Raw genomic sequence first — 19,819 nt, 5'->3', positions numbered from 1 at the left:
GGCGATCGTGCGCGAGCTGCGGGCACAGCCGGCGAAATCGTCCGGCGACCCTGCGTGAACTCGGGCCCCCGGCCCACTCGGACATATCAGGTAAGCCTAGCCTTCTCCAGTGAATGTCCTCCCGACGCGGGGTCGTGCGACCAAGCGCCGAGTCCTCTACCTGGTCTCGGTCCTGTTCGTGCTGGCCGCCGCCTGTCTGCTCAGCCTCGCCGTGGGCAGTCGAGCCATCGCACCGAGTGTCGTCCTGGACGCGCTCGTGCACGGCGGCGACTCCACGGACGCGATCGTGGTCAATTCGATGCGCGTGCCGCGTACCGTGGTCGCGCTCCTGGTCGGCGCGTCGCTCGGCATCGCCGGCGCCTGCATGCAGGGGCTGACCCGCAACCCGATCGCCGAGCCCGGCATCCTGGGCATCAGCACCGGCGCGGCCACCGGCGTGGTGACCGCGATCGCGGTGTTCGGCGTGACCAGCCTGACCGGATACGTGTGGTTCGGCTTCGCCGGCGCGCTGTGCACGGGGGTGCTGGTGTACGCGGTCGCCGCGCGTGGGCGCGGCGGCGCCACCCCAGTCAAGCTCGCGCTGTCCGGGCAGGCCCTGGCGGCCACCCTCGGCGCGGTGATCACCCTGGTGCTGACCACCGACCAGGGCACGCTGGACCAGTACCGGTTCTGGCTGGTCGGCTCGCTGTCCGGGCGCACCGACGACGTGGCCTGGCAGATGTTGCCGTTCGTCGCCGCGGGCCTGCTCTTGATGGCCTCGGTCGCCCGGGGCCTGGACGCGCTCGCGCTGGGTGACGACGTGGCCAAGGGGCTGGGCCACAAGGTGAACCGCATCCGGATCGTCGGTGGCCTGGGCGCGACCGTGCTGACCGGCGTCGCGGTGGCCGCGACCGGCCCGATCTCGTTCGTCGGGTTGGCCGTCCCGCACGCCGCGCGGGCCCTGGTGGGTACCGACCACCGCTGGGTGCTGACCATGTCGGCGCTGCTCGCGCCGATCCTGTTGCTGGTCGCCGACGTGCTCGGCCGGATCATCTTCCCGCCCGCAGAAGTCGAGGTGGGGGCGATGACCGCGCTGATCGGCGTACCGATCCTGGTCGCGCTGGTGCGCCGCAAGCCGGTGGTGGCCGGATGAGCTACCGCCCGTACGGCCATGTCCTGGTCCGTCGCCCGCGCTTGTCGTTCCTGCTGCACCGCCGCTCCACGATGGTCGCGAGCGTGCTGGCCGTGCTGCTCGCGGCCGCGTTCCTGCTCAGCCTGTGCGTGGGGGTGCGGTTCATCCTGCCCGGCGACGTGCTCAAGGTGGTGTTCGGCGTCGACGACAGTATCGTCGTCGAGACGCTGCGGCTGCCGCGCACGACGGCCGGGCTGTTGGTCGGCCTGTCCTTCGGCATCGCCGGCGCGCTGATCCAGACCGTGGCGCGCAACCCGCTGGCCAGTCCCGACGTCATCGGTGTCTCGCACGGAGCGGCGGCGGCCGTGGTGTTCGGCCTGGTCTTCGGTTTCGGCGGGCCCACCGCGACCCCGCTCACCGCGGTCGCGGGCGGCACCGTCGCGGCCTTCCTGGTCTACCTGCTGGCCTGGCGCCGTGGTCTGAACGCGCAGCGCTTCGTGCTGATCGGCGTCGGCATCTCGGTGGCGCTGTACTCGGTCACCAACCTGCTGCTCACCAAGGCCGACATCACCTTGGCCCAGCAGGCCAAGGTGTGGATGTCGGGCAGCCTGAACGGGCGTGGCTGGTCCCAGGCCGAGCCGCTGTTCTGGGTACTGGTCGCGCTCACGCCGGCGATCGTGTGGGCGGCGCGGGCGTCCCGCTCGGCCGGTTTCGACGACGACACCGCGATCGCCCTGGGCGTGCGGCTCGGCCGGATCCGGCTCGGCCTGGTCGTGGTCGGCGTGTTGCTCGCGTCGGTGGCCACGGGGGCCGCCGGTCCGGTGGACTTCGTCGCCCTGGTGGCGCCCCAACTGGCCCGCCGGCTGACCCGAACCCCACAGGTGCCGCTGGTGTGTTCGGCGCTGCTCGGCGCGCTGATCGTGGTCCTCGCGGACATCGGCGCGCGGATGCTGATCCCCGACGCCGAGTTGCCGGTGGGTGTGCTCACCGCCGCCGTCGGCGGCCCGTACCTGTTGTGGATGTTGACCCGTTCCCGTGCCGGAGGCGCCTCATGACCACCCATCAGCTCGGCGCGCGCGATCTGACGCTCGGTTACGAGGACCGGATCGTGGTGCGCGACCTCGATCTGGACGTGCCGGCCGGGAAGGTCACCGTCGTGGTCGGCCCGAACGCGTGCGGCAAGTCCACCCTGTTGCGGTCGCTGGGCCGGCTGCTCAAGCCGGTCTCCGGCAGCGTGCTGCTCGACGGCGCGGCGCTGCGCGACCTGCCCACCCGCGAGATCGCCCGGCGGATCGGCGTGTTGCCGCAGAGCCCGGTGCCGCCCGAGGGCATCACCGTCGCCGACCTGATCGCGCGCGGCCGGCAGCCGTACCAGCGCTGGTGGCAGCAGTGGTCCGACGAGGACGAGGACGTGGTGGCGGACGCGATGCGACGCACCGACGTGCTCGAACTCGCCGACCGCTACGTGGACGAACTCTCCGGCGGCCAGCGACAGCGGGTGTGGATCGCGATGGCGCTCGCCCAGGGCACCGGCATCCTGCTCCTGGACGAGCCGACCACCTTCCTGGACATCGCGCACCAGGTCGAAGTGCTCGACCTGGTGCGCGAGTTGAACGCCACCCGGGAACGCACCGTGGTCGCGGTGCTGCACGACCTCAACCAGGCGTGCCGCTACGCGGACCACCTGATCGCGATGCGCGACGGCTCGATCGTCGCGCAGGGCACGCCCGCCGGGATCGTCACGGCCGACCTGGTGCGCGACGTCTTCGGACTCGACTGCGTGGTCATCCCGTGCCCGGTCACGGGCGCGCCGATGGTGGTGCCGGGACAGCCGCGCAAGGCGGGGTAGGCACACTGGGCGGGTGGCAACCACGGTGCCGTCGCGCATCCGTGCTGCCGCTTCGGCCCGTCTCGTTCCCGTTGGCGACGTTCCCGTCACCTTCCGCAAGGAGCCTCCATGCCTTCCGTGTCCCTGCTCCGCGTCACGGCCGCCCTCGGTGTGGCCCTCGCCCTCGGCCTGACCGGGTGCTCCGCCGAGGGCGCCGATGGGGACAAGGACACCAAGGCGTCCGCGGACACCCGCGAGGTGCGTACCGCCAAGGGCTCGGTCAAGGTTCCGGTCGCGCCCAAACGTGTGGTCACCCTCGACCTGGGCGAGTTGGACACCGCGCTGACCCTGGGCGTCAAGCCGGTGGGGTCGGTCGTGGGCAGCCCCGGCGCCGGATTCCCCAAGTACCACGGCGACAAGACGGCGGGGATCAAGGACGTCGGCGCGATCGGCGCGCCCAACCTGGAGACGATCGAGGCGCTCCGGCCGGACCTGATCCTGGGCAACCTGGTGCGCGACGCCGACCGATACGACGCGTTGAGCAGGATCGCCCCGGTGGTCTTCTCCGAGCAGGCCGGCACCCGATGGCGGCAGAACTTCCTGTCGGCCGCCGACGCGCTGAACAAGAAGGCGGAAGGTGATCGGGTGGTGGCCGAGTTCACCGCGCGGGCGAAGGCGCTGGGCGCCGCCCAGAGCGATCCGGCCGCGGTGAAGGTCAGCGTGTTGCGCTTCGTCGCGGGCCAGAACCGCCTGTACGGCAAGGACACCTTCGTCGGCAGCATCCTGTCCGAGGTCGGCCTCGGCCGCCCCGCAGTGCAGAACGTCGACACCTTCATGGTCGAGGTCGGCGCGGAGCAGATCGAGAAGGCCGACGGCGACGTGATCTTCGTGGCCACGTACGGTCCCAAGGACAAGACCGACCACGACAAGGTCTTCGGCGGGCCGCTGTGGAAGACCCTGAAGGCGGTCCGGGCCGACCGGGCCCACGAGGTCGACGACGAGTACTGGATGGTCGGCACCGGCTACTCCGCCGCCGGCCACGTGCTCACCGACCTGGAACGGTACCTGCCGAAGCGGGTCTGAGCGGCGGAATCCGCGGTCCCCGGCCACCGAATCCGGCGTCGATCCGTCTCCGCTGCCCGAGGCGGGCACCGATGCCCGTTACCCGGTGCCGGGCGATATGGCCGGAAAGGTTTCGCGGGCCGTCCAAGCGACAAACATCCAAAATGCCCTTCCCGCCCACCGGGCCGGGTTCGGCCACGCGCGAGGGCAGCTTCGACCGCGACGAACGGGGGCGGCACGTGTCGGGGGTCGACCACGAGCGCGCCGACGGGCCCGCCGCGAGCCGCAACGAACTCGGCGGCACCGTACACGGCCCCAGCGTGCAGGCGGGGACCGTGCACGGCGGCATCCACTTCTCGATGCGGCAGGCGGACAACACCGTCGTGCCGTGGCAGTTGCCACCGGGCCCGCCGATGGTCAACCGGCATCGCGAACTGGACGCGCTGAGCCGGCTGCGCCACGACAACGGCACGATCGCGCTGCTCAGCGGGTTACCCGGGGTGGGCAAGACGACGCTCGCCCTGGCCTGGCTGCGCGAGTTGGGCGAGGCGTTCCCCGACGGCCGGTTGTACGCAGACCTGCGCGGGCACGGCGGTGACCGGCCGGCCCTGGCGAGTGAGATCGTCGGAGGCTTCCTGCGCGCGTTCGGTGTGCCGGCCGATCAGGTGCCACACGCGCCCGCCGAACAGCTGGGCCTGTACCGGTCGTTGACCGCGCGTCGCCGGTTGGCCGTGCTGCTCGACGACGCGGCCACCGCTGCCCAGGTCAGACCGCTGCTGCCGGCCGGTCCCAACGTCACGGTGGTGACCAGCCGCAGCAGACTCTCCGGGCTGCTGGTCGACGGCGGCGTGCCGATCCACCTCGAACCGCTGGATCGGCAGGCCGCGGTGGACCTGCTCGCGGCCACCATGAACGACCGGAGAGTCGACGAAGAGCCGTTACAGGCGGGCGAGTTGGTCGACCTGTGCGCACGCCTCCCGCTGGCGGTGCAGGTGGCCGCGGCACGACTGGCGGCGCGACCCACCCGGCCCATCACCACGATGGTGCGCGCGATGGCCGACGAGCGCGGCCGCCTGAACGCGCTCGCGCTCGACGGCGACCACACCGTACGAGCCGCGCTGGACGTCTCCTATCGCGACCTGCCCGAGCTCTCGGCCCTGCTCTATCGCAGTCTCGGCGTGCATCCGGGGCCCGACTTCGGGCCGATCGTCGGGGCAGCCGTGCTCGGCGCCCGTGCGGTCCCGGACCCCGAGGAGGCGGCACGATCCGTTCTCGAATCCCTCCTGGATCGGAACCTGATCACCGAGGCAACGGATGGCCGCTACCGGTTCCACGACCTGATCCGACTCCACGCGGTGGCCAAATTGTCCGATCGCCCGAGCCAGGAACAAGACGACGCGGTGCGCGCGATGCTCGACCACTACCTGGCCACGGCGACCCGGGCCGAGGAGATCCTCGAACCCCAACATCGCTCATTGGCCCGCGACTACGCCGACGACGGCGTCCCGTATGTGGAGTTCGCCGACGAGAAGGAAGCGCTGGCCTGGCTGGAGGCGCACCGGGTCACCCTGGTGGCCGCGGTTCGCACCGCCGACGAAGCCGGACTCCACTCCGTGGCGTGGCAGTTGACCGACGCGCTGTGGCCGCTGTTCCTGCGCGGCAAATATCTGGCGGACGCGCGTACCGCCCACGTGATCGGATTGCGCGCGGCACGCGCCTGCGCCGATTCGGCGGCGGAGTCACGGATGTTGACCTCGGGCGGGTTGTGCGAGTCGAGCGCGGGCGGCCATGCCGAGGCGCTGCGGATGTTCACCGACGCGATCCGGGTGTGTGTGGATTCCGCAGACGCGGTCGGCGCCGCTCGAGCTCGCAACTACACCGGTCTGGCGCTGCTTCGCCTGGGTCGACTGGACGAGGCGGCCGAGGCGTTTCGCGAGGCCGAGACCCGGTGTCGGGCGTTGGGTGACGATCGTCCGGCTGCGCTGGCCCGCTTCAATCGGGCCGACGTGGCGCTGCGTTCGGGCCGGCTGGACCGGGCTCTCGAACACGCCGAGGCGGCCCGGGCCGAACTGGCCCGGGTGGGCGACGAGTACAACGCCGCCCGTGCCCGGGCCCTGATCGGCCGCGCGTTGTCGGCCTCGGCCCGGCACGATCAGGCCGAGGCACATCTGGCCGCGGCACTGGATGTGCTCAGAGACCACAACGCGCGGGTGGAGGTCGCGCATGTGCTCACCGCGCTCGGCGAAACGGCCGCGCTCCGGGGTCGTCCCGAGCACGCGCGGCAGTTGTACACCGAGGCGCTGGACCTGTACGACGCCGCTCGGGCCCCGGCGGCCGAGGATGTTCGCGCGCGGCTGCGCGACCTCGGGCCGCCGGGGTGATCCGCGACTCAGCGCGGCGCGGCCTCCCGGACGGCCAGCGCGTGCAGGATCGAGGCGTACACCGGCCACGAGGGATCACCGCTCGACCGCCGCGCCGGGCCGGCCGTCGCACCGCCGATGCGGACCAGGGCCAGCGTCGGTCCGCAGACGATCATCGTGACGAGAGCGCCGGGATGGCTCGTGGCCAACTCGCGGTCGCGAGCCCCGACCCGGGACCACGACGGCAGGCCGGGCTCGTCCACCACCAGGACATCAGCCAACTCTGCTTGATCGCAGCACAGTTCCGCGCGCAGATGCCGGTCGACGACGACCCGCCCGTCCTCGGAGCGGATCAGCACGGCGACCGAGACGGCGCCGCGATCGGTCGGTCCCGAGTTCGGGCAGGCCCGAGCCCCCGTCATCGGATCGGTCCCGGCAGGTCCGCGACCCGGACGAACGGTCGCCCCGGGGGCACCTTCAGTTTGAGGTGCCGGTACATCAGGGCGCGGGTGTTGCGGGCGAACCTGCCGGGTTCGGAGGTGATCCGCGCGGCCACCCGGGCGTAGTCCGACTGTCGGAATTCCGTCGGGATCCGGGACAGTTGCCCCACCATCGACCGGCGATGGCGGATCCGCGGCGCGAAGGCCGCCAGATCGCCCAGCGGGGACGCGGGATCGATGTCCTGTTCCGGGTAGGTCGCCAGCGCCACCGGAGCCCCGGTGGCGGTGCCGTACAGGCTGAGCGAGCCGTGATCACCGACCACACAGTCCGCCGAGACCAGCACGCCACGCCAGTCGTCCTCCGGCGGGATCAGCACCAGGCCCTCGCGCAGCGACTCGGCCAGCCAGGACCGCACCTGCCAGGCGCCGTGCCCGCTCCACACGTTCGGGTGCATCAACGCGGTCACCCGGTAGGCGTCGCGTGGCAGTTCCGTGGTCATCCGATGCAGCAACTCGGGTGTTCGGCCGAGCAGCGAGTTGCCACCCCAGGTCGAGGTGACCACGACGTGTCGTTGTCGGGCGCCGATGCGCAGTGCGTCGCGATAGCGCGCACGATCGGGGCGACTCGCCACCAGGCAGTCGTAGTTGGGGTCGCCGGCGACCACTGCCGCCGATACCGCCTCCGGGCAGGCGACACCGAGCCGGGCCAACTCCTCTGCGTGCGCGAGCAGGATGCCGGCCGGCACCAACCGCCCGTCCCTGATCAGCCATTGCGCGGCCAGTCCGTAGGTTCCGCGCGGGGCCACCATGCGGCCGCCACGCGGAGCGGACACCAGCTTGTTGTGCCCGGCACCGTGTGCCATCACGAGCACCGGCGCGTCCAGTTCGTGCAGTCCCTCGTGCCCGGCCGCCAACGCGAGGTCGAAGCGCATGTCGACCGCGCGCTGCCACGGCAGCGTGGTGGCACCGAGCCGATCCAGGAATTCCGCGACCCCCGAGGCGAAGACCGTGGGCGCCATGGTGAAGAACACGTGTACTCGCAGATCCCCCTCCAGGAGCCGAACGGCGTCGATCAGGCGCTGCCCCGACGTGACGTTGTGCACCACGACGAGCACCCCCCGCACCGCCGATCGGGTCGTCCACCGTGCCGCGTCCGGTCGGACGGGTACGGGTCTCCAATCGTTGTTCGCCATGATCGTCATCCATGCCTCCATGAGCGTCGTCACCACCGGACGGGCCCCGTTCCCCCGTGGCCGGGCGGTCGGTTCGGTCGTTGCGGCGAAGCACTGCCGCCGACTCGGACATCCCCGATGAAGCGGATGAATTCATTGCAGGTCGCCTGCAATGCGCCTGCAGGAACGCGGCCAACCGGAACGCGCCGTCACGCATAGGCGATTTCCGGTCGATTGCGGGTGCCGGCGTTCTGGTGGCGCTGTGGCGGGACGTGCCACAGTGGTTGGACGACACCTCGGCACCGGGCGCGTTGGCCAGGGAGGACTGGGGCGGGGGGATAACGCGGTGCTATCGATCCACGTGCTGGGACCGATGGAATTGTGGGTGGACGGTACGCGGCAGCCGTTGGGATCGCTGAAGGAGCGGTGCGTGCTGGCCGTTCTCCTGGGTGCCGAAGGAGCCGCGGTCTCCACGGACTCGGTGATCAGTCGGGTGTGGGACGACGAGCCGCCGATCACCTCGGTCGAGACGCTGCGCAGCTACATATCCCGACTGCGCAACCGGCTGCGCGCCACGGGCGACGCCGCGCGATTGTCCTCGGATTCGCGAACGTACCGACTGCTCGTGGATCCCGAGTCGGTCGACTTCCGTCGCTTTCGCCGACTGCACGAACAGGCCAACGCCACCGAGGATCCGGCCTCGGCCGCCGAACTCCTGCGCACGGCCGAACAACTGTGGCGCGGACAGCCGTTCGCCGGGCTGCCCGGGCTGTGGGTGGAGTCCATGCGGGACAAGCTCAAGGAGCAGCGCCGGCAGATCCGCGAACGTCGCATCCACCTGGAGCTCGTCCTGGGTCGACACGCGGAGGTCGTGGGCGAGTTACGGGATCTGGCCGCGCGTCACCCCGTCGCCGAACCGGTGGTGGCCGATTTGATGCTCGCGCTGTACCGCTGCGGGCGATACAGCGAGGCGTTGGAGACCTACCGGCGGACCCGCGCCCGGCTGAACTCCGAACTGGGCGCGGATCCCGGACCGGACCTGGAACGGCTGCACACCCGGCTGCTGCATCGGGATCCGGCCCTGTCGGTGCCCGCCCGGTTGCGCACGGAGCCGCCGGTGCGGGCGTTGTCCGCCGAACCGGCCGTAACGGCGCCCGACACGCTGCTGCGGGACACCCGGCACTTCATCGGCCGACGCGCCGAGGTGGCCGCGCTGTTGCGCAAGGACGATGTCGGGAACGCGCTGCCGATCACGGTGATCTCCGGCCTGGCCGGGGTCGGCAAGACCTGCCTGGCGATCCACGCCGCGCACCGCATGCGGGCGAGCTATCCGGACGGCCGGCTGTATCTGAACCTGCACGCGCACGATCCGCACGAGGCGCCCGTGGAGCCGACCGAAGCACTGGGGTCGCTGCTGATCTCGACGGGCACGCCGGCACAACACTTGGCCCCCACACTCGATCTGCGCGCGGCCCAGTGGCGACGGGAGATGTCCGACCGGCGCGCGCTGATCGTGCTGGACGACGTGCGAGACGCCGCGCAGGTGCGATTATTGCTGCCGGGGAGCCCCAGTTGCCGGGTCCTGGTGACCAGCAGGCGGCGACTCACCGATCTCGAAGGCGCCGGTTCGCTCTCCTTGGAGGTGCCCGACACGGCGGACGCGGCGGCCCTGTTCACCCGGATCGCGGAAGAGTCCCGGAAGCTGGACGACGCGGACCGCGCGCTGGTCGACGAGATCGTGAATCGGTGCGGCAACCACCCGTTGGCGGTGCAACTGACGGCGAATCGCTTTCGACACCGCGCCTGGCGGGTCCGCGATCTGGCCGCACGCCTGGCCCAGGCGACCCGGCGACTGGACGTGATCGACGCTCCCCCGGGAATCTCGATGGCGTTTGACCTCTCCTACGCGGAACTGGGCCCCGCCGCGCGATCGGTTTTCCGCCGCCTCGCCCTGCACCCCGGTCCCGACCTCGCGTGGCCGGCGGCGGTGGCGCTGTGCGGCGTCGGACCGGACGAAACCCGGCGGGCCATCGACGAGTTGGTGGAGACCCACCTGCTGGACGAGCCCGCCCACGACCGCTATCGCTTCCACGACCTGGTGCACGACTTCGCGATCCACTCGGCCCACCACGAGGAGCCGGATCGAGAGCGCGCGGACGCGCTGGGACGGCTACTGGATCTGTACCTGGACCTGGCCGATCAGGCCGATCGGCTGGCCTACCCGCACGGGCGGCGCTCGGGCCTGGTGCCGGTGCCGGCGCGTCGGACGACTCCGCCGTTCGCGACGGCCGAGGAGGCGGAGGAATGGCTCGGCGGTGAACGGCTCAATCTGGTGGCCGCGACGCGGTCGGCGGGCGTCGAGTCGCCCGAGCACATTCGCTTCCTGCCCGAGGTGCTGGCCCGGTCCTTGTTGAAATGGGGCTCGTGGGAGGTTGCCCGCGACCTGTACAGCGCCTCGCTCGAAGCGTGGCGCCGCGACGGCACGCCGAATCCCCGGGCACAAACGCACTTGCTGATCGAGCGCGCCTCGATCCAGTGGCGCCTGGGCGCGCACGACGCCGCGTTCCGCGACGCCGCCGAGGCACTCGCGCTCGCCGAGGACGCGAAGGACCTGCGCGGCCGGGTCGAGGCCCTCGCCGAGATCGGCGCGACCCACGTGCGCGCGGGTCGGCTCACGGCCGCCCGGGAACATCTGGAACGGGCGTTGGCGATGCACGGCGGTATGGACAATCCACACGGACGGGCCGGAATTCTGCTGCACCTCGCCGTGACGTTCGGCCATCTGCGGAAATTCGATCGGGCGGCCACCCACTTATTCGCCGCGCGAGACATCTATGAATCGCTCGGCGAATGGCGCGAACTGGCGAAGATCCTCAACAACATCGGCGAGCTCTATTTTCTCCAGGATGATTTCGACAACGCCGAGCGCTACTACCTGGAATCGCTCGACGTGGTCCGGCGAAGCAATGCTCGGGCCGAATACGCGGTACTGATGAACAATCTGGGTCAGGTCGATCTCGCGCGCGGTAATCCGACCGGCGCCTTGGCGCGCTACGCGCAGGCGCTCCGCGTCTACGCACAGATCAACGACCTGCGCTGCGAGGCGGACACCCGGATCAACGTCGGCCTCGCGCACCTGGCGATGAACGCTCCGGACGAGGCCCTCGAACACTTCGCCCGGGGCCGCGAGATCGCCGAGCGCATCGACGACGACCTGCACCGGCAGCGGGCCGCCGCCGGCTTCGCCCGGGCCCGCCGCGACTTGGGCGACCTCATCGGCGCCCGTACGGAATATCGGACGAGCGCGGAACTGGCCCGTCGAATGGGCATCGAACTCGAGGAAGCGCACGCACTGGCCGGTTTGGCACGGACGACCGAGGCAATCGACGGCGCGCTCGCCGCCCGTCCGTACTGGTCGTCCGCGCTGGCCTGCTATGAGCGTCTGGGCGCCGCCGAGGCGGACGAGGCACGCACCGCACTGGGCCGCATCGACGACGCGGCGGGCTGACTCAGACCCAGAACGCGAACGTCGACCAGAAGTCGGCCGCGCCCATCATGAAAGTGGCAGGCAAAAAGTAGAGGCTCTCGAGCATGGTTGGTTCGAACCTTTCAACGTGCGATTAAGGCCGACAATTAATCCGGTCGGCAGCAGAACCGTAGCAGGGAAATTGCGTTCTCCGCATCCCCGTCACCACGTTCGGTGATCATGGTTCTTCGACACGTTTCCCGAAGGCCTCGATCAACGGATCGGTTTTGTACGATTGCCTCGATTGATGCGGATCGAGGAGGTCGCGGATACCTGCGCCCGGCTTATTCTTTCCGCCCGATCCGCCCTTTCGGGCGGATCCACCAATTCGGCCAGCGCCTCGGGTGCTCCGCGCATCTCGCGCATGCCGGGGAAGGCGTTGACGTCGATGATCGACGGGGAGCCGTCGACCTCCAGGATGTCGACGCCGTACACGTCCAGCCCGAAGGCGATGCCGACCCGGCGGGCGAGTGTGGACCAGCCGGTGGGGAGGTCCTCGGGCGCGATCGGCTTGGTTTCGGCGGGGCCGTCGAGGGCGGTACGACGCAGGCCGGCGAAGACGTGGCCGTCGACCACCCACAGCTTGTGGTCCCAGCCGCCGTTGTCGACGAACTCCTGGGCCACGATCGGCTCGTCGGGCCACTCCCGGGCGAGCGCGCCCAGTGCGTCCGGGTCGTCGACCCGGGCGACCAGGTCGTGTCGGCGGCTGTGCCGGCTCTTGACCATGAGCGGGAACGCCGGGCCGGTCGCGAGCAGCCCGGCGGGAGAGGCGAACGCCGTGGTATCCGGGAACGGCAGCCGGGCCGCCCAGGCGAGTTCGGCCATGCGTACCCGGTCCTGGCATGCCCGCGTGGCCGCCGCGGAGTTGAGCACCCGGGCGCCGTGCCGCTCGGCCCGCTCCGCGAAGGCGAGCGCCTTCGCGGTACGGGCCTTGAGCAGGTAGACGTCGGCGGTGATCGGGTGTCGGTCGGTGACGGTGTCCGGATCGAGCGCGACCACCTCGTGACGAGGTGTCAGCAGGGCGCGGGCTTCCGCCAGGAGGGGGTGGTCGGGCCGATCGGTGACAAGGCAGATCCGCACGTGTGCACGCGCCCCGTCAGCCGACGTACGCGGGCGGCGCGGCGTCGACGATCGGAGTGGTACCGGCGCGGGCGGGGGTGATCACGGGCCTGGCGCGCAGCTGCGTGCGGGCGACGCCGTTCGCGGCGACACTCGTACCGACCGCGGCACCGATGCCGGCGCCGGCGCCGCTCGCGAGGTCGAGCACCGCGCGGGCCACCCGGGCCACCCCGTCGGGCACGCAGCGGAAGCTCGGGAAGTCGTTGATGTCCACCACCATCGGCCCGTCCGGCCCCTCGATGATGTCCACGCCGAACAGGTCGAGCCCGAAAGCCGCGCCGATTCGGTGCATGAGCGCGGCCGTTCCGCTCGGTAGCGGTACCCGACTCTCGCGGACGGGATGCTCCGGATGCAGCGGTGAGCGCCGCACGGTCGCGTGGAGTTCCCCCGAAATCGAGTACACCTTCAGGTCCTGGCCCGAATTGCGCACGTACGCTTGAGCCAACAACGGCCCTTCATCGACGAGTTCGCCGCCCAACCGGGCCAGTTCCGCGGGCGTGGACACCAGGTGCACCGAACGCCCGGAACTGCCGCCGACCGGCTTGACCACGAGCGGGTAGCGATCGGCGGGAATCGAGGAGAGCAACTCGGGAACGGCGGCGAAATAGGTGACCGGCATCGGCAACCCGTGGGCACGCGCGATCACCGCGGCCACCGCCTTGTCGCGCACCGATCGAATCGCGCGCGCGTCGTTGATCGTGGTCAGCCCGAGCGCCGCCGCGGCCTCCAACATGCTCAGCCCCGGACCGCCGGAAACCGTCTTGAGCACCCACGCATCGTGCGAACCGGCCCGGATCAGGTCGGACAACTCGATCAACGAACTGCCGGGCCGCACGATGTCGACGTGATGCCCCCACGCGTCGAGCTGTCGGACCACGTCGAGCGGCATGCCGTCGTGGCGGTAGTGCTCCTCAACGAGGAATGCCAGTTTCATCGATATCCCCCCGGGACGGCCGCCGTTCCCCCATCCGGCAGAACATTGACGGCACAGCATGCCACGCGCGCCGTGGACGACCGGCACACACCCCACCAAACTCCACGGGTGACCACCATCATGGGCCATTTGGGGGGTGATTCGTCATCAGTCAAGAGTAGAGAGGAATCGGGTGCTCCGCTCGGACGCCCGGCATAGAGCAGGTCAAGGCGTACGCGGAGGTGCGGCGCGGGGTACGGGGAGTGGATCGGGGGACGCGGGGGTGGGTCGGGGGCAGGCGGGGTGGGTCGGGCGGGCGCGGCACGGGCGAGACGGGGCGAGGCGGGGCGAGGCGGGGCGGGGCGTACCAGGTGACGGGGCGTGCGCGGGGCCGGGTGGGCGCGACGTGGGCGGGGTCAAAGCGGGGGCGGGGTAAGCGGGTGCGCGACGGCGGCGGCCGTGCCCCGTGGACGAACGGCGACGGCCGTACCGGGGACGGAACGAGGACGGGACGAGGGCGGGACGGGGCCTGGGGGATGGAGACAGCCCGCGTCGGGGACCGGGACCGGGAGCGGGAGCGGGAGCGGGCCGCTCACGCCGAGTGTGGCCCCGGGTGCCGGCCGGGGGTCGGCCCGGCGGGGAGATCGGACGCGCCGGCGACGCCGGTGATTCCGGCGATCCCATCCAGCAGCCACGTGATCGCGTCGATCGGCGCGCCGCGCACCGGCGCCGGGACGTCGAACACCTCGGCCGCGTCGATCGCCGCGAGCGAGGCGCCGAGGGTGCCGATGTGCTCGCCGGCCGCGACCACCGCGGCCAGTTCGGGCAGTACCTGCACCTCCTCCACTCGCAGGTGCGCGTCGATCGTCTCCACCACGGCCTCGACGGCGGCGGCCACCATCCACGCACGCTCCGGGTCACGGGCCAGGCTGCCGATCATCGCGGTGACCACGGTCAGGTCGTGGTCGATCCGGTGGTGATCCGCCTCCAAGCGGTTGAGCAGCAATCGCAGTTCCGGACGGGCCACCCGCAACACCGGCCACAGGCACGCGTCCTCGTAGTCATGATGGGCCATCAGGATCCGGGCGAGCAGCCGCCATTGGGCCAGGACGTCGGCGACGGGCGCGCCCTCGTCGGTGTGCGGCACCCGGATCCGCCCCGCCATAGGAGCTAGGTCGCGGCGCAGCGCGGTGTGTACGAGCCGGATCCCGGTGAAGCGCAGGAGCGGGGAGGAGGCGGCCTGGGTGGCGGCGGGCATGGGGCGGTTCCTTTTGCGAACGGCGACGGCGCGGGCGTCCGGCCAACGCGTGGCGCGGCCGAGGCCGCGTGGACGCGTCAGTGTCACGCGCGTCAATCAACGTCCGATGCACATTCGATCAACGCCTGTCCGCAGGGTGCGTGAAGCGCGAGCCGAGTCGGGCCCACCCCGATCGGGCGGTCGGGCGACGGTCGATCGGCGGCCCGGCGTGCGGGCTCCCCGCGCGCCGGGTTCGTCATGCCATCCGACAGCCGCCTGCGGCTGTCCTCAAAGGCCGCCGCCTCGGCATCCACCAAGTCATGATCCCCACCACAAAGCGGCGCCCCGGGCCCGCCCGCCGACCACGAACGAACCACCACCTTCGCGGCCCCGCGATCGCGCGACCCACGACACACGGACCCGCCGCACACGGCACCGACGAACCGTCGACCACCGCACAGGCGGCCGACACCGCCCCCCGGCGGCCCTCGGCGACTCCACATCGACATCAATAGGGCAACGGGCGCCCGGAAGGTGTACGCAAATCCGCCGGCGGCTGCGGCCGCGGGGAAACGGGGCGTTTGACGATCCTGATCCGCGTCATGGCCACGTCCTCCTGGTCGTTCCGGTCACCGGCACAATCGCCGTCGTGCGCGCGCCGCGCACTATCTGCTCCTTCGATACCCACCGGGACGCGCCGAACCCCACCTCCGACGAACAACCGCCTCATTCCGCCGGCCGATTCCCGATTTTCCCGCCTCACCACCCCGAATCGCCCTTATCAACGGGCACTTGAACACCTTTCGACACCGGGCCGCGCCGTGTCGCCCGACGCCGAACACACCACCTTGGGCAGTCCGCGCAGAGCCACGCCCAACTCGACGGCACCCCAGTGCAGTTGCCGCGCCCATCGCGGGTGTCCACGCGTACACCCGCGCTGATCGCGGTCCTCGCGGGGCTTCCCGACCCACCACCTCCGGAACGACGCCAGGGGGAGGTGCGCACCCCGGGGCACGGTCCGATCGACGCGCCGCGCCACCGCCCCGCCCCATCGGGCTCGGCCCGTCGCGCCAGGGCCTCGCCGCACCACAACCGCCTCACCGCAACATCGGATCACCGCACCACCGGATCACCGCGCCACCAGATCACCGAGGCGCCGCACCTCACGGTGGTCATCCTCACCGCGACTATAGTAAGTATGATTTTCCAACTTACTCGCGGAGGCGATGGTATGGATCATGCGGGAGTGGTGCGGGTGGGGGCGGGGCGAGGGCGGGTCGAGTCCGTACGTGAGATTGCTGTGGATCGGTCCTGGTGGGCGTGGGCCGGTGCACATGGTGGGCATCTCGCGGCGCTCGCGCTCGATGCGATGCGGGACACGTTGTTCGAGCGGTCCGACGCTGGGCGGTCGGTGCGGACCGTCAACGCGCACTTCCTCAGGCCGGTCGACGATCGGCCGTTCGTCCTGGCGACCACGGTCGAACACGCCGGACGAGGTACCTCGGTGGCCTCGTTCCGTGCCGAACAGGCCGGCGATCCGGTGCTGCTGGGCTCGGCGGTGTTCGGTGCCCGGCGTCCCGGTCCCGATCAGAACGGCGGCCCGGCGCCGACGGTGGCGCCGGTGGAGGCTTGCGCCCCGCTGGAGCTTCCGGTCGAACTCGTGCCGTTCGCAAGGCGTTTGGAGATCCGGCCGGCGACCGCGACGCTGCCGTTGTCGGGTGCCGCGGACGCCGAATTGACGGCTTGGATACGGTTCGCCGACGGCAGGCCGTTGGATGCGGCGGCCGTGGTCGTACTGGCCGATGCCCTGCCGCCGGCACTGTTCGCGCGCTGGACCAGGCCCAGGCCGGTCCCGTCGGCGGAGTTGACGGTGCACTTCGGCGACGCCTTGGACGAAGGCCCGGCGCCCGGGTGGGCCCTCGTCCGGATCCGCACCGAACACGCCGGCAGCGGCTGGGCCATGGACGACAGCGCGGTCTGGACGCCGGACGGCCGCCTCCTCGCCCTCGGCCGCCAGGCCCGCCGGGTCCTGCCCGACTCCGCGCCCGCAGACACGCCCGCCTCGCCCGCCTCGGTGGCTCCGTCGTCTGCCGGCTCCTGACCGTCGCGGCCGCGTCGCTCCGGTCGAAACGCCGAGATCCCGCCCACCCTTGCGGGTGGGCGGGATCTCGGCGGGGCCTACAGCCCCGCGTCACGACGTGTCAGCCGCGCCGCACGCTGCGCTGGGCCGTCTCGACGACACCAGTGACATGCGCCGGGGTCATCTGCAGCAAGCCGCCGACCTGATCGAGCAGCGCCCGCTCGGCCGAACCGATCCCGCCCTCCGCGGCGGCGATCAACGCCGCCCGGGTGAGCAGCCATTCCCGCCCCTGCGGCTGGAGTTGGTCGCCGAGCGGCACCAGCACCGGAGGCAACTCGAAGCCCGCACCCGCGAGATCCGCATCCAACTGGGCCACCGAGTACCAGGACACGCCCGCCTCGACCACCGCTTCGGTGGCCACCGTCCGCGCCGCCGTGGACGGCGTACCGGCAACTCGCAGCATGGTCACCGCAAGCGCCCGCATCCCCTGGCCCAACAGCTCGGAGATCTGCGCGCTGGTCGCGCCCTGCAACACCGTGTCCTCGTACGTACCACCACAGGTCGCACACTCGACGTGCGTGCCCTGGTCCTTGAACGGGAAAATCGGAATGAAGAACAGCGTGAACCAGCGCCGAGCCAACTTCAGGTGATACTGCCGATCACCCCCGCACCTCGGACAGTGAAAAACGCCCTCGGAAAGCGTCTTGAATATGGTCTTGAAACCCCAAATGAGCATATTCCCAATCCCCGCTGTCAACGCAACGGCCCGATGCTCCCATACCGCACCCTCCGAGCCGATGCGCCGGGTGAACACGGTGCAGCCCCGGCGGCAGGGGGCGAGTTCGCGTTCCAGGCCGGCTCGACGACCGGCACCGGCCGGCCGGTCGGCACCCGCCGCTCTGCGACCCCATGGAGGTGATGAGCAACAGCGAGACCCGAGAAACGACAAACACCCGTCTCGGCCGAAGCCAAGCACGGGTGCCGATCGGTGCTGCTCGGAGACCGAACCGCATGTACTGAAGGTGTGGGGCGTTCACGAGTGGGGGCTGACCTGGAAAGTGACATCGAACGCATGCTCGGTTTCCCGTGCAGTGGATGATCGTTTCCCGGGAGAGGCCTCTCGCGTGGTGGCTGAAGACGCACGGCCCGGCCCCGCACGAGCGACGTGTGCCCGTCTCGGGTGTCGATCCCAAGGTGTCCGCGTCTGGAGGTACTCGATGGGACACCGTCGTGGCGGGCAGTGTCAGGCAAGGTCCAGGGCTCGGACCACCGTGCCGTCTTCTGTGCGGCACTCGATGACATACGTAAGCATGCTCGCGTAGGACACGAATGCCGAGGAGACCGAATCCGTGCCCGGCCTGCCGTCGTGAAGGTCGTCCATGACATCCTCGTCGCACACGTCGACGATGTGGCGGTTGTCAGGATTTCCCAGGTCGGCGGCCAGCAGGTAGTTCACGCTGGTCGTCGCGGACAGGATCGGGTAGCACTCGGCTCCGTTCTTCAACAGGTCGCGTTCCTCGTCCTGTCGATAACCGAAGAAATTGTCCTCGTACCACAGGTCGTCGCTGTCGCTCTCGTCGTAGTCGTTGCCGTCATGGTCCGCGGGCGGGTTGTGGCGGTCGAAGTCGAGGCGGACCTGCACTTCGGGTCCCGGCCCGGACAGTACTTGCCGGACCTCGCGGAGCCACGAGGGCAATACGACCGCGTTGCGCCGCTCCAGATGATCGAGCAGTGCCGCTTCGTCGCGGTGGAATACGATCCCGGGGAACCTGGCCACGAAGACGCGCAGCGCGGCCTTGTCCTCCTCGGGCAACGACGATCGGCCGATCCAGTCGAGGGCCTCGGAGGCCGAGCCCGTGACGCGGTGGGCCCCGTAGTCGAAGTCGTCGTAGATGATGTCGGCAATACCGCCAAAGTCGCGTGAACGGGCGTCTGTGTGTTCGGGCACGGGGCCTCTCCTGAGTGATCGTCAGAACGCCGGAGATCGTATATCGCCGCGGCGACAGCCGGCGGAGGCGGTCGACGGCCCGTCACGAGCCGGGCTTGACCTGCGAAGAATCAACGAACGCGCAAGTGATTTCTCGCGCAGGCGGTGCACCTCCCGTTGCCGGCCGGTTGTCCCGCCGACTCTCCACGGCCAATGCACTTTTCGATGGCGACTGGCCGGTCACGCGGGCCGGTTCCAGGCGCGTCGGACTGCCTGCGGCCCCGTTTGTGGACGGCCGCTCACGTTCTCAAGCGGGGCACACACATTATGGTCAACTCCCCTGTCCAGACATCGAGTTCGCCCGTGCGCGGCTGTGTCGCAACGGCACACGAGGCAACTTGGCCGTTCCCCGGATGGATGTGTGCCCCCCCTGTTGACGATGACTGGCGACACATCAGGGACGTGTGTGACCGGCGGTGCTGGAGGTGTTCGTCATGGAGGACACGGACGTGGTTCCCATGCTCCGGAAGGCTGTCGGTTTCTACTACGACCGAGTCGAAGAACTCGACGAGCGGCTCGGGTTCCTGCGGGCGGAGATCGAGCGGGTCTAGGCCGAGCGGTCCCGCGCGTGGGAGGTGCACGAGCGTCTTTCCGAGGACCTGACCAGAGTCCTGGATGCTCGCGCGACCAACCAAGCGATCGATCCCGAGGACCGGGTGGACGATGACGCAGTCGAGGAGCCGACTGTTGTCGATGACGCGGGCGTTTCGGAGTCCGACGAGGTCTCGGCGGTGCGTCGCACGACATGGCGGGGTTCGCTTACCCAGGGAATCCTGCGGGTGCTCGCGGGGTCGGGCCGCCCGATGCGGGCACGTGAACTCAACGAGGCGCTCGGGCGGGAGGAGACGCGGTCCCGCCGCGAGACCATGCGAACGACATGCAAGCGCCTGGCGCCACGCGGTGAGGTCGTGGAAGTCGAGCCCGGGCTCTACCGGATCGCCTGGCAGGGGCGTGACGAGGAGGGGGTCGCCCGACGTAGTCGCC

The 19,819-nt window shown here is 70.5% G+C and carries 14 protein-coding genes; 7 read left to right on the top strand and 7 right to left on the bottom strand.

What is annotated here, in order from left to right; translation table 11 throughout:
- The first annotated feature begins 109 nt into the window (after window positions 1–109).
- The 5 genes from ACZ4FV_RS27910 (at window position 110) to ACZ4FV_RS27890 (ending at window position 6,382) form a co-directional block, all read left to right on the top strand.
- Window positions 110–1,132, top strand: a complete 1,023-nt coding sequence (locus tag ACZ4FV_RS27910; RefSeq protein WP_395859561.1) for a FecCD family ABC transporter permease — start codon at window positions 110–112, stop codon at window positions 1,130–1,132.
- Window positions 1,129–2,166: a FecCD family ABC transporter permease gene (locus ACZ4FV_RS27905; protein WP_395859562.1), complete on the top strand. Its 1,038-nt coding sequence runs from the start codon at window positions 1,129–1,131 to the stop codon at window positions 2,164–2,166. The genes ACZ4FV_RS27910 and ACZ4FV_RS27905 overlap by 4 nt, the downstream gene beginning before the upstream one ends.
- On the top strand, window positions 2,163–2,960 hold the full coding sequence (locus ACZ4FV_RS27900) for an ABC transporter ATP-binding protein (protein ID WP_395859563.1): 798 nt from the start codon (window positions 2,163–2,165) through the stop codon (window positions 2,958–2,960). The genes ACZ4FV_RS27905 and ACZ4FV_RS27900 overlap by 4 nt, the downstream gene beginning before the upstream one ends.
- 108 nt (window positions 2,961–3,068) lie before the next feature.
- A complete protein-coding gene (locus tag ACZ4FV_RS27895; protein WP_395859564.1) occupies window positions 3,069–4,022 on the top strand; it encodes an ABC transporter substrate-binding protein in 954 nt (317 codons plus the stop codon).
- Between the two features lie 143 nt (window positions 4,023–4,165).
- Entirely contained in the window at window positions 4,166–6,382 is a 2,217-nt protein-coding gene (locus tag ACZ4FV_RS27890) for an ATP-binding protein (protein WP_465323546.1), read from the top strand.
- Window positions 6,383–6,390: 8 nt separating this feature from the next.
- On the opposite strand, the gene ACZ4FV_RS27885 is transcribed toward ACZ4FV_RS27890, so the two are convergent.
- Together ACZ4FV_RS27885 and ACZ4FV_RS27880 are read right to left on the bottom strand one after the other, a co-directional pair.
- On the bottom strand, window positions 6,391–6,783 hold the full coding sequence (locus ACZ4FV_RS27885) for a hypothetical protein (protein WP_395859566.1): 393 nt from the start codon (window positions 6,781–6,783) through the stop codon (window positions 6,391–6,393).
- Entirely contained in the window at window positions 6,780–8,003 is a 1,224-nt protein-coding gene (locus ACZ4FV_RS27880; protein ID WP_395859568.1) for a hypothetical protein, read from the bottom strand. The genes ACZ4FV_RS27885 and ACZ4FV_RS27880 overlap by 4 nt, the downstream gene beginning before the upstream one ends.
- Before the next feature lie 142 nt (window positions 8,004–8,145).
- Here ACZ4FV_RS27880 and ACZ4FV_RS27875 point away from each other — a divergent pair, with 142 nt between their 5' ends.
- Complete coding sequence (locus ACZ4FV_RS27875) at window positions 8,146–11,481, top strand: AfsR/SARP family transcriptional regulator (RefSeq protein ID WP_465323544.1); 3,336 nt, start codon at window positions 8,146–8,148, stop codon at window positions 11,479–11,481.
- Between the two features lie 231 nt (window positions 11,482–11,712).
- Here ACZ4FV_RS27875 and ACZ4FV_RS27870 read toward each other — a convergent pair whose 3' ends face one another.
- From ACZ4FV_RS27870 to ACZ4FV_RS27860, 3 genes are all read right to left on the bottom strand, one after another.
- Complete coding sequence (locus ACZ4FV_RS27870) at window positions 11,713–12,579, bottom strand: ATP-grasp domain-containing protein (RefSeq protein WP_465323543.1); 867 nt, start codon at window positions 12,577–12,579, stop codon at window positions 11,713–11,715.
- 16 nt (window positions 12,580–12,595) lie between these two features.
- Window positions 12,596–13,552, bottom strand: coding sequence for an ATP-grasp domain-containing protein (locus ACZ4FV_RS27865; RefSeq protein ID WP_465323542.1), 957 nt, complete (start codon window positions 13,550–13,552; stop codon window positions 12,596–12,598).
- Between the two features lie 571 nt (window positions 13,553–14,123).
- Window positions 14,124–14,789, bottom strand: a complete 666-nt coding sequence (locus ACZ4FV_RS27860) for a hemerythrin domain-containing protein (protein ID WP_465323541.1) — start codon at window positions 14,787–14,789, stop codon at window positions 14,124–14,126.
- 1,210 nt (window positions 14,790–15,999) lie between these two features.
- On the opposite strand from ACZ4FV_RS27860, the gene ACZ4FV_RS27855 reads away from it, so the two are divergent.
- Window positions 16,000–16,869, top strand: coding sequence for an acyl-CoA thioesterase (locus ACZ4FV_RS27855; protein ID WP_402238663.1), 870 nt, complete (start codon window positions 16,000–16,002; stop codon window positions 16,867–16,869).
- A 100-nt stretch (window positions 16,870–16,969) separates the two neighbouring features.
- On the opposite strand, the gene ACZ4FV_RS27850 is transcribed toward ACZ4FV_RS27855, so the two are convergent.
- Together ACZ4FV_RS27850 and ACZ4FV_RS27845 are read right to left on the bottom strand one after the other, a co-directional pair.
- Window positions 16,970–17,584 carry a zinc ribbon domain-containing protein gene (locus ACZ4FV_RS27850; RefSeq protein ID WP_402238665.1) on the bottom strand — a complete coding sequence of 205 codons (615 nt, stop codon included), beginning with the start codon at window positions 17,582–17,584 and terminating at the stop codon, window positions 16,970–16,972.
- A 507-nt stretch (window positions 17,585–18,091) separates the two neighbouring features.
- On the bottom strand, window positions 18,092–18,796 hold the full coding sequence (locus tag ACZ4FV_RS27845) for a hypothetical protein (protein ID WP_402238668.1): 705 nt from the start codon (window positions 18,794–18,796) through the stop codon (window positions 18,092–18,094).
- Window positions 18,797–19,819: the final 1,023 nt, after the last annotated feature.

It is taken from the genome of Embleya sp. NPDC025285, assembly GCF_055558835.1.
This window is presented reverse-complemented; position numbering and strand designations above follow the sequence as displayed.

Bases quoted from the DNA above. Each gene is read 5' to 3' on its own strand.
- ACZ4FV_RS27885 (WP_395859566.1), bottom strand. From the start codon at position 6,783: ATGACGGGGGCTCGGGCCTGCCCGAACTCGGGACCGACCGATCGCGGC.
- ACZ4FV_RS27905 (WP_395859562.1), top strand. From the start codon at position 1,129: ATGAGCTACCGCCCGTACGGCCATGTCCTGGTCCGTCGCCCGCGCTTG.
- ACZ4FV_RS27880 (WP_395859568.1), bottom strand. From the start codon at position 8,003: ATGACGATCATGGCGAACAACGATTGGAGACCCGTACCCGTCCGACCG.
- ACZ4FV_RS27875 (WP_465323544.1), top strand. From the start codon at position 8,146: ATGCGCCTGCAGGAACGCGGCCAACCGGAACGCGCCGTCACGCATAGG.
- ACZ4FV_RS27865 (WP_465323542.1), bottom strand. From the start codon at position 13,552: ATGAAACTGGCATTCCTCGTTGAGGAGCACTACCGCCACGACGGCATG.
- ACZ4FV_RS27860 (WP_465323541.1), bottom strand. From the start codon at position 14,789: ATGCCCGCCGCCACCCAGGCCGCCTCCTCCCCGCTCCTGCGCTTCACC.
- ACZ4FV_RS27895 (WP_395859564.1), top strand. From the start codon at position 3,069: ATGCCTTCCGTGTCCCTGCTCCGCGTCACGGCCGCCCTCGGTGTGGCC.
- ACZ4FV_RS27855 (WP_402238663.1), top strand. From the start codon at position 16,000: ATGGATCATGCGGGAGTGGTGCGGGTGGGGGCGGGGCGAGGGCGGGTC.
- ACZ4FV_RS27850 (WP_402238665.1), bottom strand. From the start codon at position 17,584: ATGCTCATTTGGGGTTTCAAGACCATATTCAAGACGCTTTCCGAGGGC.
- ACZ4FV_RS27900 (WP_395859563.1), top strand. From the start codon at position 2,163: ATGACCACCCATCAGCTCGGCGCGCGCGATCTGACGCTCGGTTACGAG.
- ACZ4FV_RS27890 (WP_465323546.1), top strand. From the start codon at position 4,166: ATGCCCTTCCCGCCCACCGGGCCGGGTTCGGCCACGCGCGAGGGCAGC.